General features: G+C 54.1%; 12 protein-coding genes. 6 read left to right on the top strand and 6 right to left on the bottom strand.

Annotated elements, in window-relative coordinates:
- Window positions 1-142 precede the first annotated feature (142 nt).
- Entirely contained in the window at window positions 143-1,525 is a 1,383-nt protein-coding gene (locus tag J2I47_RS08810) for a sensor histidine kinase (RefSeq protein ID WP_207364189.1), read from the top strand.
- Between the two features lie 85 nt (window positions 1,526-1,610).
- A complete protein-coding gene (locus J2I47_RS08805) occupies window positions 1,611-3,272 on the top strand; it encodes an NAD(P)/FAD-dependent oxidoreductase (protein WP_207364188.1) in 1,662 nt (553 codons plus the stop codon).
- A 136-nt stretch (window positions 3,273-3,408) separates the two neighbouring features.
- Here the strand turns inward: J2I47_RS08805 and J2I47_RS08800 are convergent, their stop codons facing one another.
- Both J2I47_RS08800 and J2I47_RS08795 read right to left on the bottom strand, forming a co-directional pair.
- Window positions 3,409-5,520, bottom strand: coding sequence for a peptidylprolyl isomerase (locus tag J2I47_RS08800; protein WP_207364187.1), 2,112 nt, complete (start codon window positions 5,518-5,520; stop codon window positions 3,409-3,411).
- Between the two features lie 159 nt (window positions 5,521-5,679).
- Entirely contained in the window at window positions 5,680-6,372 is a 693-nt protein-coding gene (locus J2I47_RS08795) for a DUF3291 domain-containing protein (protein ID WP_207364186.1), read from the bottom strand.
- 145 nt (window positions 6,373-6,517) lie between these two features.
- On the opposite strand from J2I47_RS08795, the gene J2I47_RS08790 reads away from it, so the two are divergent.
- Entirely contained in the window at window positions 6,518-8,860 is a 2,343-nt protein-coding gene (locus tag J2I47_RS08790) for a glycosyl hydrolase family 95 catalytic domain-containing protein (RefSeq protein ID WP_207364185.1), read from the top strand.
- A gap of 156 nt (window positions 8,861-9,016) precedes the next feature.
- Here the strand turns inward: J2I47_RS08790 and J2I47_RS08785 are convergent, their stop codons facing one another.
- Both J2I47_RS08785 and J2I47_RS08780 read right to left on the bottom strand, forming a co-directional pair.
- Complete coding sequence (locus J2I47_RS08785; RefSeq protein ID WP_207364184.1) at window positions 9,017-9,601, bottom strand: sll1863 family stress response protein; 585 nt, start codon at window positions 9,599-9,601, stop codon at window positions 9,017-9,019.
- 117 nt (window positions 9,602-9,718) lie between these two features.
- Complete coding sequence (locus tag J2I47_RS08780) at window positions 9,719-10,327, bottom strand: thioredoxin family protein (RefSeq protein WP_207364183.1); 609 nt, start codon at window positions 10,325-10,327, stop codon at window positions 9,719-9,721.
- Window positions 10,328-10,580: 253 nt separating this feature from the next.
- Here J2I47_RS08780 and J2I47_RS08775 point away from each other — a divergent pair, with 253 nt between their 5' ends.
- The 3 genes from J2I47_RS08775 to J2I47_RS08765 all read left to right on the top strand — a co-directional run bounded on the left by J2I47_RS08775 (window position 10,581) and on the right by J2I47_RS08765 (window position 13,812).
- Window positions 10,581-11,198, top strand: coding sequence for a TetR/AcrR family transcriptional regulator (locus tag J2I47_RS08775; protein WP_207364182.1), 618 nt, complete (start codon window positions 10,581-10,583; stop codon window positions 11,196-11,198).
- 47 nt (window positions 11,199-11,245) lie between these two features.
- Window positions 11,246-12,622: a TolC family protein gene (locus J2I47_RS08770; RefSeq protein ID WP_207364181.1), complete on the top strand. Its 1,377-nt coding sequence runs from the start codon at window positions 11,246-11,248 to the stop codon at window positions 12,620-12,622.
- Between the two features lie 125 nt (window positions 12,623-12,747).
- Entirely contained in the window at window positions 12,748-13,812 is a 1,065-nt protein-coding gene (locus tag J2I47_RS08765; protein WP_207364180.1) for an efflux RND transporter periplasmic adaptor subunit, read from the top strand.
- Here the strand turns inward: J2I47_RS08765 and J2I47_RS08760 are convergent.
- Window positions 13,805-14,146 (bottom strand): type II toxin-antitoxin system PemK/MazF family toxin, encoded by a 342-nt coding sequence (locus J2I47_RS08760; RefSeq protein WP_207364179.1) that lies wholly within the window; start codon window positions 14,144-14,146, stop codon window positions 13,805-13,807. The two genes, J2I47_RS08765 and J2I47_RS08760, sit on opposite strands and share 8 nt — an antisense overlap.
- The gene (locus J2I47_RS08755; protein ID WP_207364178.1) at window positions 14,143-14,325 is read right to left on the bottom strand and encodes a hypothetical protein; all 183 of its coding nucleotides are present in this window, start codon (window positions 14,323-14,325) and stop codon (window positions 14,143-14,145) included. The genes J2I47_RS08760 and J2I47_RS08755 overlap by 4 nt, the downstream gene beginning before the upstream one ends.
- Window positions 14,326-14,327: the final 2 nt, after the last annotated feature.

Genomic DNA, 14,327 nt, shown 5'->3' with positions numbered 1-14,327 from the left:
GTTCCCTAAGTGCGCCTCATGCTTTGTCAGCCGCAAATCGTTGGCCAAACTGTTTCGTTGCGCAATAATTTAAAACGCCAGAGCCAACCACGTTCAGTTGCAGCGTGTTACAGAGACATATCCGTTATTCACCTATTGCCCTATGGCTAACCTGGCCGATTTGACCGCTTTTCCTGCACTGCAAGCCGTACCCGATGAGCAATTACAGTGGCTGTTGGACCATGCTGAAGAGAAAAAATACCCGGCTGGTCATCTGCTTCATAAACCAGGCGACCCCATTGATCACCTGCGGTTGTTGCTGACTGGCGAGGTGACTATCGGCGCTGAGCCTGACGAATTGCTGCATTACACGGCCCCAGCCATTACGGGTGTGTTGCCTTACTCCCGCCTGACTGAAGGCGTACAGCCGGTAACGGTTGATACCGACGCACGGATGCTGGAACTACATCGTGACCACCTTCGCGACATGGCTACTACCTGCTACGAACTTACGGCAGCACTGGTGCAGCAAATGACCGACCGCGTACGCAATTTTACCCAACAGGCGCAACAAGAAGAGAAGCTGGCTTCGTTAGGGCGGCTGTCGGCAGGACTGGCGCATGAACTAAACAACCCGGTTTCGGCTATTGTGCGCAACGCCGACGCCCTGCGCAACCATATGCGCGCCACACCCGAACGGTTCAAAGAGATCATGCACATGGCGCTGACCGACGAGCAGACCGACGTGGTCAATGAGTGGCTGTTTGAGAAGCTTGACAACAAAACCGCCCCGCTGTCGATGCTGGAACGGAGTAGTCTGGAAGATGACCTGACCGACTGGCTCGACGACCAGAAGGTACCCAACGGCCCTGACCTGGCTAACTCACTGGCCGAATTTCGCTTTACCGAAGCTGATCTGGACTTCATACTCGAACAGGTTGGCCCCGAAAACGTGGCGGGTGTACTGGGGTGGGTAAACAATAACCTGGTCACCGAAAAACTCGTCGTTGATATTGGTGAGGCCTCGGGACGGATGGCCACGCTGGTTGCGTCTATCAAATCATACACGCACATGGACCGGGGCGGTGGCCGCGAAGCGGTAGTCCTGGCCGATGGTATTCGGAGCACAATTACGTTACTGGGCCACAAAATTCGGTCGAAAAACGTGGCTGTCACGGTCGATATTCCCGATGACCTGCCTACCATTCAGGGCTGGCCCGGTGAGTTGAATCAGGTTTGGACCAACCTCATCGACAATGCCATCGACGCGGCTCCTGACACGGGCGGTACACTTGCCATTCGCAGTTATGTAGAACGGGAACAGTTTGTCTACACCACCTTCACCGACAATGGATCGGGCATTTCCGATGGTATCCAACAGAAGATTTTTGAACCCTTTTTCACTACCAAAGGCATTGGCAAAGGCTCTGGCCTGGGCCTCGACGTGGTGCAGGGAGTGATCCGCCATCACAACGGCAGTATCAAAGTGGCGTCGAAACCAGGCGAAACAACGTTCACGATTTGTATACCCATTTCTAATGAGTAGATGAGCGAATAGGTGAATAGTTGCGCAGCAGCTTTCGCGCACCGGTCCTACTACTCACTCAATTGCTCATTCACTACTTGACCCCATGAAACAACCTATTATTCTGGCTATTGACGACGACGAACCGGTACTGGAAGCCCTGCGTCGCGATTTGCGGGCGCAGTACCGTAAAGAGTATCGAATCCTGACTACATCGTCGGCTCATGAAGCGTTGGCGTCGCTGGCTGATTTGAAGAAAAAAGGAGAAACCGTTGCCCTGTTTTTGTCAGATCAAAAAATGCCCGACATGCTGGGCGTTGAATTTTTAAAAGAGGCTCGGAAGGTATTCCCCGGTGCCAAAAAAGCCCTGCTCACGGCCTATTCCGACACTGACGCTGCCGTGCGGGCGATCAATGAAGTACAACTCGACTACTACATCAACAAGCCCTGGGACCCACCCGAAGAAAAGCTATACCCGGTATTGGATGGCTTGCTGGAAGACTGGAAACAGCGACATGTGCCTGATTATGAGGGTTTAAGCTTAATTGGGTACCAGTTTTCACGGGATTCGCACGAACTGAAAGACTTCCTGGCAGGGAATCTGTTTCCGTACCGATGGCTTAATGTTGAAGCTGATGACCGCGCCCAGTCACTGCTCGATACCCACGGCCTGACCACCGCTGACCTGCCGGTGGCTGTGCTCGGTGATGGCACCGCGCTGGCACATCCTACCATTCAGGAATTGGGTGAAAAACTGGGTCTTAGTTCAAAAGCAGAAGGAGCGCTCTACGACCTGGCCATTATTGGAGCAGGGCCTGCCGGGCTGGCAGCGGCGGTATACGGAGGGTCGGAAGGGCTGCGTACCATCCTGATTGATAAACGCGGGCCGGGTGGGCAGGCAGGTACGAGTTCACGCATCGAGAATTACCTTGGCTTTCCCAATGGGCTCAGCGGGGCCGAACTTACCCAGCGGGCTATTTCGCAGGCAAAACGCTTTGGTGTGGAGTTTTTGGTACCGCAGGAGGTGGCCGAAATTAAGTCGGAGGGGCAGTATAAGCGCATAAAGATGGCCGACGGGAGCGAGGTCGTGACGCGGGCTATTTTGCTCAGTACGGGTGTTTCCTACCGAAAGCTGGAGACCGAAAGCCTCGACAAGTTCACCGGCGCGGGGGTTTACTATGGTGCCGCCACCACCGAAGCCTACGCCTTCAAAGGGCAGCCGGTCTATGTGGTGGGTGGAGGAAACTCGGCAGGGCAGGGGGCCATGTACCTCTCGCGCACCGCCTCCGACGTATACATCTGTATCCGCCGCCAAAGCCTGTCCGACACCATGTCGCAGTACCTGATTGACCAGATTGAGCGCACACCAAACATCCACCTGTTGCCCTGCACCGAGATTGTGGAAGGCAAAGGCGATGATAAACTGACCGCCATTGTGCTCGAAGACCTAAATACTAAAGAACGCCGCGAAGCCGAGGCAGGGGGGGTATTCATCTTTATTGGTGCCAAACCCCTCACCGACTGGATTGAAATGGACATCATTCGCGATGGCAAAGGGTTCATTCAAACGGGCCGTGACCTGATCAACAACGTCCGCTATCGCGAGATATGGAAACAGTCACGCGAACCGTTTTCCCTCGAAACGTGCAGCCCCGGCATCTTCGCGGCGGGCGACGTGCGCTCTGGTGCCATGGCCCGTGTGGCCTCAGCCGTAGGCGAAGGCGCAATGGCCGTCAGCTTCGTGCATAAGTATCTGGCTGAGAACTAAACACATAAGTTTTCTTTCAACTTCATGGGTTTAACAAAAAAAGGCCCCCGCTTCACAGCGGGGGCCTTTCGATTGGTGTAAATGGACGGTCTGCCGTCGCGGCAAAATCAGGCTATGCGCCCCGCTCCATTAGCCATTAATAAAACTTGGCGCGGTTGTCGGTGATTTTGGCCGCATCGCGGATGGCTTCGTTAGCATAAAACTGGGACCGCTGGAATCCATTCTGCTCAATCATATTGCGGTACATGGCGTAGTCAGCCACGTTGGGGGCGGGCGTAATGCGGGTTGGCTCCACAATCAGCACGCCGCTTTCGCCCGCAAAAGGCTTTGAACGCTTACCAGGTTTTAGGCCGAAAGTCTTACCCAGGGCTACAGGATCGACACCAGCGCTGCGCAAAAAGCCCGTCGACAGGTTGATATCGTCGGCAGTTTCAACAATGGCACCGGCACCGTACTTCTGCGCAACGGTCTCAAGCGGACCGCTGGGATTACCCAACTTGGCCAGAATCTGATCTGCCTTTTTTTGGTTACGCACTTTGGCGGTCAGTTCAGGGCGGTAATCATCAATGGTTACTTTGTCTTTGTCGGTTTTGCCCGTCAGCACAGCTACCACGTACTGTTCACCTACCTGATACGGCTCCGACACAGCGTTGATGTCGGTCTTCTTATCGAACGCCCACCGTACAATCTGACGGGCATCTGTCAGCGCATTGATGCTGCTGGCCGTTTCGGGAATCCGCTCAGCGTTGGCTACCACGAGTTTGTCCTTTTTCGCGTTCTCGTCGAAGTCATCTTTCGTGCGGCTGTTGGCGGCAAACTGACTCGCTTTCTGGTAGGCCTCGTTGGTGGTGGCTTCGCTTGGCGTAATGGTTTTGCCAATACCCGCCACGCGATAGAGCAGGTTTGTTTTTGGCTCGGTCACTTTAATAATGTGGTAGCCATAATCGGTTTCAATCAAACGGGGAATCAGACCGGCGGTGCTTTGACCAAAAACGGCTTCTTCAAATGGCTTCACCATCCGGTGGTCGTTTTTGAAGTAACCCAGGTCACCACCCAAATCCCGCGAACCGTCGTCGCTGTTGGTTTGTGCCAGTGCCTCAAACGACGCACCACCCTGAATCTGCTTCAAAATGCCTTCGGCGCGACGACGGGCCTGTGCTTTCACCGAATCAGACGCCGTTTTAGGCGCGTTGATCAGGATGTGGCTGGCGCGGGCCGTGAAGCTGGTATCACGCTTGGTACCGCCATACTTATAAATGAAGTAGGTGTTCTTTTCGCGGAAAGGACCGTATACACCACCCGGCGAAAACGTAGGAATGGCGGCGCGGAGTTGCTCCGGCATCTGCCCGGCAGTTTGGTAAAGGGGCACCTGCTCATCGGAGTTCTGGCGGGCAAACGTCGAATCGTTTTTGGCTGCACCCAGCCCGCGGGCCAGTGTCTTGATCTCGTTGTAGAGCGACGCGCTGTCTTCCTTCGACGGGTTCACGGCAAACGTTACGTACTGAATCGTGCGGCTATCAGCGCCGGGGTATTCGTCTTTGTGGCTGCTTAGATAGCTTTCCAGTTCCGAATCAGTGACTTTCACGGTCGTGTCATTCACCGATTGGAATGGCACGTAGAGGAACTTCACGTCGGCCTTGGTATTCTGCGCTGTGTATTCTTTCTGGGCTTCAGCGGTGGTTACGAATGACGACAACCGGATAAGGTTAGCGTATTTCTCGCGGAGGCGGCTCGTGCTCAATCCCTGCTCAAAGTTGGCCCACTGCACTTTCTCTTCAACAGGGCGGCTGTTCAAACCTTTCAGGAACGTCAGGATCTGCGCTTTGTCAAATACGCCGGCGGCGTTGGTAAAGCTGCGCCGAACTTCGGGACTGATGTTATCGCCCTGCACCATGTCTACAAGCTCGTCATTCGAAACGGTCAGGCCGAGCTTATCAAATTCCTTTTGGTAGGCGATTTCGTAGATAAACTCATTCCAGGCCTGATCCCGAATCTGACCCATTTCCTGCTCACTCGGAGCGCGGCCAGCCTGCTGCTGATACTGCTGGCGGGCCTGCTCTACTTTGGCCTGAAAATCCTGATTATCAATGGTCTTCCCATCAATCTCTCCCACTTCCTGACTGTTGCCGCCGAAGAGTGCTCTCCGGCCTCCCAACAAGTCGCTGCCTACGATAAACAGGATCAAACTGACGGCAATTACGCCGACGGCCAACCCCGAACGTTCACGGATTTTGTTAATTAATGACATTTCGGTTCTACACGAATTTAGCCCGCAAAATAACAATCTTTCCCGTTGGGATACAAGAATGGGGCCAAAAAGGGCGGGGTTCGACGTTCAAGGTCCAGGCGACCCTCTCTAAAGTTGCTTCGTTTCGGCATAGCACGAAACAACTTTAGAGAGGGTCGCCTAGACCTTGAACCTTAAACTAATTTCTCCTTCCATCCGCAGCACTGAAAACCGGGCGAAGAGTTCTTCCGAATACCACTTGCTGTCGCGGGTTTTCTTCACAATCTCGCGGTGGCCGCTTTGTCGGTAGGCAAACTGATCAACGAGGGCGGCGTTTTTCCAGACGCTGATGGTACATTGTTGTACCAGCGGTTTTTCGCCTACGCCCATGGCTAGCAGAAGGTTATCGCCCTGATCGGCAATGCGCTGGCGGGCTTGCGGAATGTTGCGGTAAAAATCGAGGAGGGCACCGGGACGGATGTTGGCGCGGGTGAGCACGGCCACGGGTGCGGCAGGGTCGGGTGGGGGCAGTGCCTTGTCTGGGGTGAACGGGTTGACACCGTCCCAAAGTCCGTGCGACTTAAACGGCTGCAGGTACAACGTGCTGATACCGTGTGTGTCTTTTGGTAAAAATGGCTGCCACCTTTCTGACGTGAAAAACGCGTTTGCTGACGCCTCGTCCTGCCAGACACCCAGGAAAACGTACTGCGAAAAGTCGGGGATGAAGCCAAAGTTTTTCCCCGTACCCATCATTTTCTGAAACCGCAACCCCACCTCATCAAATGGTTTCATTAGCCACCGACCCATGTTGGCAAAAGCCCGGTACCGGTCGCCGGGGGCAAATTTCAGGATCGTGAGCGTTACGAGCGGCAAGAGATTTACGATTTACGATGTACGACTTACGATTTGTTGCTTACGCATCTGTTTCTGGTGTAAGCAACAAATCGTAAGTCGTACATCGTAAATCGTAAATCAGCACTTCTTGTTTCAACGCCGCCCTGAATGCTACTTTTGATCTATGCATTCACTTTACCTTCCGGCACGCTTCGGGCAATTTCTCTTTCTTTTACTCATCACGGCTTTTTCGGCAATTGCCCAAACGCCACCGCGTACATTGACGTGGCAGTTTCCGTTGCCCCGGCCCCATACGGGCGTGTTGCTGGGAAACGGCACCCAGGGCATCATGGTCTGGGGTGGGGGGCATACGTTGCACATCACCATCAGCCGGTCAGGGTTTTGGGACCACCGGGGCGGCAACGAATTTTCGGCCAAAACCACCTACGCCGACCTGAAAAGTAAACTTCAGGCGGGCGACAAGGCAGGCATTACCGCCGCCTTTGCCGTGCCCCGTTCGGCTAGCCAGTCGCTGGGGCATCCGCAGCAGTTGGGTGGCGGGCGGCTCGACGTGACCTTGCCCGATGGCTGGCTCATTCAGTATGGTAATTTGTTTACAGACAGGGGTTTACTGCAAATTATAGTGCGCGACCCCCAGCAGGTGAGCCACGTGCTGAACATCAGACAGGCGGCTAGCCTGGAGGTGACTGAACTGGAAATTCCGAAAGATCTGCGTGGCAAACTGACCTATAAGCTTATCCCGCACTACACCTTTGTGACCGAGCAACTCCGGGCGGCAGGCATTGAAGAGCCGCAGTGGGTGGTGAAAGATTACGGCGGAAAAGGCGCGTTCATCCAGCCCCTGCCCGACGATGACCCGCTGTTGGTGGGGTATGATCTGGTCAATGACCAACACCTCTACATCCAGACCAGCAACCTCTACTACAACCGCAAGACCCGCCGGTTCGACTACCCCGCTATGCAGGCCCTGCTGGATAGAGCCCCCTCGGCTATTGCCAACGTCGACACGTTTTGGACCAGTTATTACAAAGTGGTGCCGCGCATTGCCCTGCCCGACCCGCTGTTGCAGGAAATTATTGACTATGGGCTATACAAACAGGCCATTTCTACTTCGCCAAACGGGCTGGCCTGCACACTGCAAGGGTCGTTTATGGAAGATTATCAGTTGCCACCCTGGAGTAACGATTACCACTTCAACATCAACGTTCAGATGATCTACACGCCCGCTCTGGCAACCAACCGGCTGGCGAATTTCAAACCCCTCTGGCGGATGATCAACGGCTGGATGCCGCAGTTGAAAAAGAACGGCGAAGCGTTTTTTGGTCGGCCCGGCGCGCTGATGCTGCCCCACGCCGTAGACGACCGCTGCCGGGTGGTGGGTACGTTCTGGACCGGTACTATCGACCATGCGTGTACCGCCTGGATGGCCATGATGGCCTGGCAGAACTACCGCTACGGGCTCGATCAGCCCGACGCGCCGCAGATGCTTAGCCAAACGGCCTGGCCTTTGCTGACCGGCGCCTTTGAAGGGTACTTCGCCATGCTGGAAGAAGTGTCTACCGACGACGGCGGCAAGCGGTTTAGCCTGCCAGTATCGGTAAGTCCCGAATACCGGGGGGCGGAAATGAACGCGTGGGGGCGCGATGCGTCCTTTCAACTGGCAGCGCTACACCGTATTTGTCGTATTCTGCCACAAGCCGCCGCCGCTCTTGGTAAACCCGTTGACCCCCGTTGGGCCGACGTTGATAAACGGTTACCTGCCTATTCTACTTTCGAGGGGAAATACATGGACGAGTGGAGCCTGAGCAACAAGCGAATTGCGCTCTGGGAAGGTATGGACCTGATCGAAAGCCACCGTCACCACTCACATCTGGGCGGCGTATATCCCTTTGCCACAATTGATCTAAGCAACCCCACCGAGCGCAAAATGGTGGATAACACCCTACAGGCCTGGCGGTTCAAGGGGGCGGGTGGCTGGTCGGGCTGGTCGTTGCCCTGGGCGGCTACGCTGCTGATGCGCACCGGCCAAACCGACGCCGCCATCAAGTGGCTCCACTACTGGAAAGAAAATTACGTGAATGAGGGGCGGGGTACACTGCACAACGCCAATACCAACGGCACCAGCCTGCTGGGGTCGCCGGATTGGGAGACCGAAAAGCAAAACCGCGAGATCATGCAACTCGACGCTGGCTTTGGCGCACTCAACGCCGTGCTGGAACTGCTGGTGCAAAGCCGCGACGAGGCTATCTACGTGCTACCCAACCGCCCGCGTACCTGGCAAAATCTGAAGTTCGATGATGTGCGGGCCGAGGGTGCTTTTCAGCTTGGGGCCACGGTAAAAGAAGGAGCCGTAACAGAAGTACGCGTGAAGAGTTTGGCAGGCGGCAAGCTCACCCTGATGCTTCCTTTCGAGGGTAAGTTCCGCCTGAACGGCCAACCCCAGGAAGGCACAAAATTAGTTCGTGACTGCAAAGTCGGCGAGGTGTTAACGTTAACGCCGATGTAGGATTTTTTCCACGAAAAGGGGAAAAGAGTTCAATGTTTAAAGTCCAATGTCTAAAGCGGTCCGCCGCTGCGGTTGCTTCGCACAACACAAAGATGAGTGCGAAGCAACCGCAGCGGCGGACCGCTTTAGACATTGGACTTTAAACATTGAACTCTTTTACTGATTCGGATTGCCGTCGCCGTCGAGCTTGTTGCCGGCTTTGTCAAAGGCATCACCGATTGACCGGCCAGCCTGCTTGAAACCAGCTTTAATGTCTTTCCAGGCGTCGGCGGTGGCGTTTTGGGCCTTGTCGATGTCTTCGCCTAGTTCTTTGCGTTTCCGCTCAGCCTCAGCCAATTGCTCTTTTGATTTTTCTTTGGCTTTAGCACCCTGACGCTTAATATCAGCCTTCATTTCTTCAATATCACTGTCGAGCTTGGCTTGCTGCTTTTTCATGCCAGCCACAGCCTCGTCGCGCTCACGCTTGAAATCACTGGCGGCCTCATTTCCAGCGGCTTTGGCCTTGTCGCCAGCCTCATCGAGGCTCTCTTTGGTTTTGTCAGCAGCCTCATCCGCATTTTGTTTTGCGTCGGCGGCAGCGTCTTTAGAGTCGGCAGCAACGGCGTCGCCGGTGCGCTCCATAGCGTCTTCTGTACGTGATTCCTTTTTTCCATCTGAACTGCAGCTTTGCAGAACTGTCATAGATGTAGCCAGCAGGCCAATGCAGAGTAGTGAGGCGAATGAGCGTGTATGCTTTTTCATAACCGTTGTGAATTTTGGTTTAACGCCAATTTAACAGACAACGACCATGCCAGGAAGAAATAGATAAGCAGTCTTGCTTACGCCAGTGCAATACGCTAGCGAAGGCAAGACTGCCCACTATTTCATTTTTATTGCACAACCGATAGCTTTCGTCAGGGGTGTCACCACGGGTCGGCCGGCCAGCAGACTGGTGGCGGCCTCATCTACATAAGCGCGTTGCACATTGGTGGCGTCCTGTGGGCTATCATCAATGCTGCCGATATACTCTACCGTGAAGCGTTCGCCAGATCGTTTCAGCACGTATACCTGCGGCGTACGTGTGGCACCAAACGCCTTCGCGACCCCTTGCGTATCGTCGGTGAGGTAGGGAAACGTGTAGTTCCTGGTCTTTGCCCGTGACTGCATCTGCTCGAATGAATCTTCTTCATATACGCTCGCATCGCTCGACATGATAGCCAATACGGGGTATCCCTGCGGCCCAAATTTCCGGTCAAGGTTCAGCATGCGGTCTTCGTAGGCTTTCGAAAAAGGACAGTGATTGCTGGTGAAAATGACGATAACGCCCTTTTGCGTTTTGTATTCGTTCAGCGAGATTGTTCGACCATCGACGTTTTTCAACGAAAAAGGCACTACGACCTCGCCGAGTGTATAACCCGTTGCCGCACGTTGGGCAAAGACGGGGAGGGTAACGATTCCGAGCAGGAGAACCAGCAGGAATGGTTTCATGATGTTGGTATTCACGACAGTTAGACAGCGAATAACGGGAAAAGATTAATCTGTAGGGGCGGGCCATACCCGAATCGGTCGTGGCTGCCCGCTCTCGGCCCAAAGGACCGCCTGTAATGTTTCTGCACAAAACAGCGGCCCTTTGAGCCGAAAGCGGGCAGCCACGATGGGCCGCCCCTACATGACCGTTTACTCAATAACTTTGCTCTTACTAAACAGTGTTCAGTATGTTTGATGCGTTAAGTAATGACTTATGGGAATCGTAGAACGGAAAGAGCGAGAGAAAGAAGACATGCGGCGGCGAATAGTAGACGCGGCACGGCACCTGTACGTATTGAATGGGTTTGAGAAGTTAAGCATCCGGGCCATAGCCGAAGAGATCGAATACAGCGCGGCAACGATATACCTGTATTTCAAGGACAAAAACGAGGTTATGTATGCCATTCATCAGCAGGCGTTTAGCAAAATGATGCAGGAGTTTCAACCCATCGTGAGCATGACCGACCCGTTTGAAAAGCTGGTAATGATGGGGCGGAAATACACGCAGTTTGCCATGGAAAACCCTGAGCTATTTGACGTTATGTTTATTATCACGGCACCAATGGATACGCTTGAATGCCGTGAGGAAATCTGGTCGGAGGGGCGCATTGCGTTTAATATGCTGGTGCAGGTGGTACAGGAGTGCATCAATGCAGGCATTTTTCAGCCGCAAGACCCGGAAGTGGCTGCTATGATGATATGGAGTACGATTCATGGCTACACGGCGCTCTTTATCCGTAAGCGGATGAATATGTTTTCTGACCAACGCCGGGCCGAATTGATGGAACAGGCCTTTGCGCTGTTTTGCGATAGTCTGCGAAAGTCGCTCTAAAAAATTTAGCCATTCACTAAACGATGTTCAGTAAATAAGATGCGATTATGAAGCAGCGATTATATGTCTTATTGCTCATGATTATCGGTTCGCTACCAGGAGCCGCACAACCACTTCCCGGCAAGCCTACATTGCTGGATGGCTATGTGCAGGAAGGACTGGCAAACAACCTAACGCTGAAACAGGAGGGCTATGAGCTCAGGCGCGTAGCCGAGTCGCTGACGCAAGCGAAGGCGCTATTTTACCCCCGCGTGGCGTTCAACCCCACCTATTCGCTGGCAGCGGGTGGTCGACGGCTGGAGTTCCCGGTGGGCGATCTGCTCAATCCGGCCTATGCCACGCTCAACAAACTGACAGGCCAGGACCGATTCCCAACCAATATTCCGAACGTGAATCAATTGCTGGCCCCGAATGATTTTCACGACACGAAATTCACCCTACAATACGCAGTCTATAATACTGATGTCCAGTACAACTATTTGATTCAGAAGCAATTGCTGTCAGCGCAGGAAGCGCGGAAGCGGGTGGTTGAAAACGAGATTCGGTACGGAATACAGACGGCCTATTACCAGTATCTGCAAACGCTGGAAGGTCTCCGCATCTACGACAACGCCCGCAGCACCCTGCGCGAACTAACCCGGCTGAATGAGAAACTTGTGGCTAACAACGTGGCGACAAAAGAGATCGTGTCGCAGGCGCGGTACGAACTAAGCAAAGTAGATCAGCAGGTGGCAGTAGCCGAAAAAAACCGTGAATCCGCCCGCGCTTACTTCAACTTCCTGCTCAACCGAGACCTTGCCGCCCCAATTCAGATCGACTCGACACTGGCGTTGGTTAAGGCCCCTTCTGCCGAAAATGGTTTGCCCGACATGCAGCAGGCGGCTGTGCGCAACCGACAGGAGGTGAGTCAGTTAACCTATTCGTTGGCGGCAGCACAAACGGCGGTGAAGCTGAACGAGGCCAACGCTCTGATTCCGAATCTGTATGTGGGCGGCAATGCGGGTTTTCAAGGTTTTGGCTACACGTTTCGGAATCAGGCCTATGCCGTAGCGCAGCTTGGTTTGCAGTGGGATCTGTTTCGGGGCTACGAAAAACGCTCGAAAATTCAACAGGCAAAAATTCAGACGGGCCTGCTCCAAACCCGCCTCGCCGAACTGGAGCGGCAGATTCAGCTACAGGTGTTGCAGGCTTTTTACGATCTCGACGCAGCCAACGAAAGCCTGGTGGCCACGCAGTCGGGCGTGGCCAACGCCGAACAAACGTTTCGGATTATAGACAGCAAATACCGTAACGGACAAGCCCTATTGATTGAGTTTCTGCGGGTGCAAAACGACCGGCTTACCGCCCAACTTCAACAGTCGCTCGCCCGTGAAGACGTACTCGTAAAACGCGCTGCCCTTGACCGGGTTGTGGCGGTTCCGTAGAGTTCACTGCCATACGATGGCTGATAGAACGCAGATCGTTATGATTAGCTGAGATCATGTTGAATCATAATCACCATAACGATCTGCGTTCTATCAGCCCTTCACCAATACTCCGACCAACACACATGAAACCAACGCAATTACTCCCTTACCTCCCGTTGTTTGCCTTGCTCTGGGCTTGCGGTGGCAAAGCAACTACCTCCGAAACAGCCGCTGCCGACACCACACAAACTGAGGCCTCGGTGGTGCCGGTACGGCTGGCGGCGGTCGAATCCGTAGAGCGGGCCGAACCCATTGTGGCATCGGGTCTGGTGTCGTCGTCGGAAGAGGCGCGGCTGTCGTTTAAAGTCGGTGGAATCATCAACAAACTGTATGTGAATGAGGGGCAGTCGGTGCGGAAAGGGCAGTTGCTAGCTACGCTGAACCTGACCGAAATCGACGCGCAGGTAGCCTCGGCGCAGTTGGCGCAGGAGAAATCAGAGCGTGATCTGGGTCGGGTAAAAAAGCTCTTCGCCGACACTGCCGCCACCCTGGAACAACTTCAGAACGCCACCACAGGCAGCAATGTGGCTAAACAAAACCTGACCATTGCACAGTTCAACCGGGGTTACGCGCAAATTCGGGCATCGGTCGACGGCACCGTGACCCGGAAGCTGACTAACGAGGGTGAGTTTGTTGGCCCCGGTGCTCCGGTGTACCTCATTTCGGGCAACCACCGGTCCGACTGGGTAGTGCGCGTGGGGATTTCCGACAAAGACTGGGCACGTCTGAAACTTGGTGACCGCGCCAGCATCCGCCTCGACGCTTACCCCGACCGAGCCTTCTCCGGCACAGTCCGCGAACTGGCCCAGGCCGCCGACCCGGTCAATAAGCTCTATGAAATTGAAATCAGGATCGACCCCAGTGGTGTGAAACTGGCCCCCGGCCTTTTCGCTAAAGCTACGCTGACCCCCGCCCAACGACGTACCTACACGACCGTGCCGATTGAAGCCATTGTAGAAGGAAACGGTAAAGAGGGATTCGTCTATGTATTGGAACCTGACCGCCGCCACGTCCGCAAACAGCCCGTCCAGATTGGCTATATCAGCGGCGAGAAGGTATTGCTAACAGGCGGGTTGTCGGCTGTTAGTCAGGTAATTACGTCAGGATCAGCGTATTTAACGGAAGCGTCGGTGGTGGCTGTTAACTAACTAGCGTCAACAATTTGTTGATGATAGTTTGTCGGAATTCAGGCTGGACGGCACTGAACCGCCGATCAATCAGCGACTCGTTCAACAAGAAAACTTTATGAACACGAATGTAGCTGGTGAGTGGAAGAACTGGTCCTGCAAAGTCAGTAGCAATAATAGGGAACGACAAACCATCCGAATGAAACTGGCTGGTGATCTGCACCATCAGGTAGTCGCCGGTTTGGTTGACGGCGGCATTTGACAAGATCAGGGCAGGCCGTTTTTTGGTCTGCGAAATGTCGGTAAACGGAAAATGGACACTGACAATATCGCCTTGCTGGTAGGTTGGGTTCATAGCAGGCTATCCCAACGTTGATCGGCTTCGCTGTTCCACTCAACGCCTAATGAAGGTTCAGCCAGTTTGGTCACCTCGTCAATGACACGTATACCTGTAACACCTTCAACGTCACGCAAAATTTCTTCAACCCGGTGGCGGTCGGCTTCATTACGAACCGTAATCAGTACTGCTTCCATCG

It is taken from the genome of Fibrella rubiginis (assembly GCF_017353185.1).
GTDB lineage: Bacteria > Bacteroidota > Bacteroidia > Cytophagales > Spirosomataceae > Fibrella > Fibrella rubiginis.
Note: the sequence above shows the minus strand (reverse complement) of the source record. Positions and strands in the feature narration are given on the sequence as shown.

Coding starts and splice junctions, on each gene's coding strand:
- J2I47_RS08810 (WP_207364189.1), top strand. CDS start 143: ATGGCTAACCTGGCCGATTTGACCGCTTTTCCTGCACTGCAAGCCGTA.
- J2I47_RS08805 (WP_207364188.1), top strand. CDS start 1,611: ATGAAACAACCTATTATTCTGGCTATTGACGACGACGAACCGGTACTG.
- J2I47_RS08800 (WP_207364187.1), bottom strand. CDS start 5,520: ATGTCATTAATTAACAAAATCCGTGAACGTTCGGGGTTGGCCGTCGGC.
- J2I47_RS08790 (WP_207364185.1), top strand. CDS start 6,518: ATGCATTCACTTTACCTTCCGGCACGCTTCGGGCAATTTCTCTTTCTT.
- J2I47_RS08785 (WP_207364184.1), bottom strand. CDS start 9,601: ATGAAAAAGCATACACGCTCATTCGCCTCACTACTCTGCATTGGCCTG.
- J2I47_RS08780 (WP_207364183.1), bottom strand. CDS start 10,327: ATGAAACCATTCCTGCTGGTTCTCCTGCTCGGAATCGTTACCCTCCCC.
- J2I47_RS08775 (WP_207364182.1), top strand. CDS start 10,581: ATGGGAATCGTAGAACGGAAAGAGCGAGAGAAAGAAGACATGCGGCGG.
- J2I47_RS08770 (WP_207364181.1), top strand. CDS start 11,246: ATGAAGCAGCGATTATATGTCTTATTGCTCATGATTATCGGTTCGCTA.
- J2I47_RS08765 (WP_207364180.1), top strand. CDS start 12,748: ATGAAACCAACGCAATTACTCCCTTACCTCCCGTTGTTTGCCTTGCTC.
- J2I47_RS08760 (WP_207364179.1), bottom strand. CDS start 14,146: ATGAACCCAACCTACCAGCAAGGCGATATTGTCAGTGTCCATTTTCCG.
- J2I47_RS08755 (WP_207364178.1), bottom strand. CDS start 14,325: ATGGAAGCAGTACTGATTACGGTTCGTAATGAAGCCGACCGCCACCGG.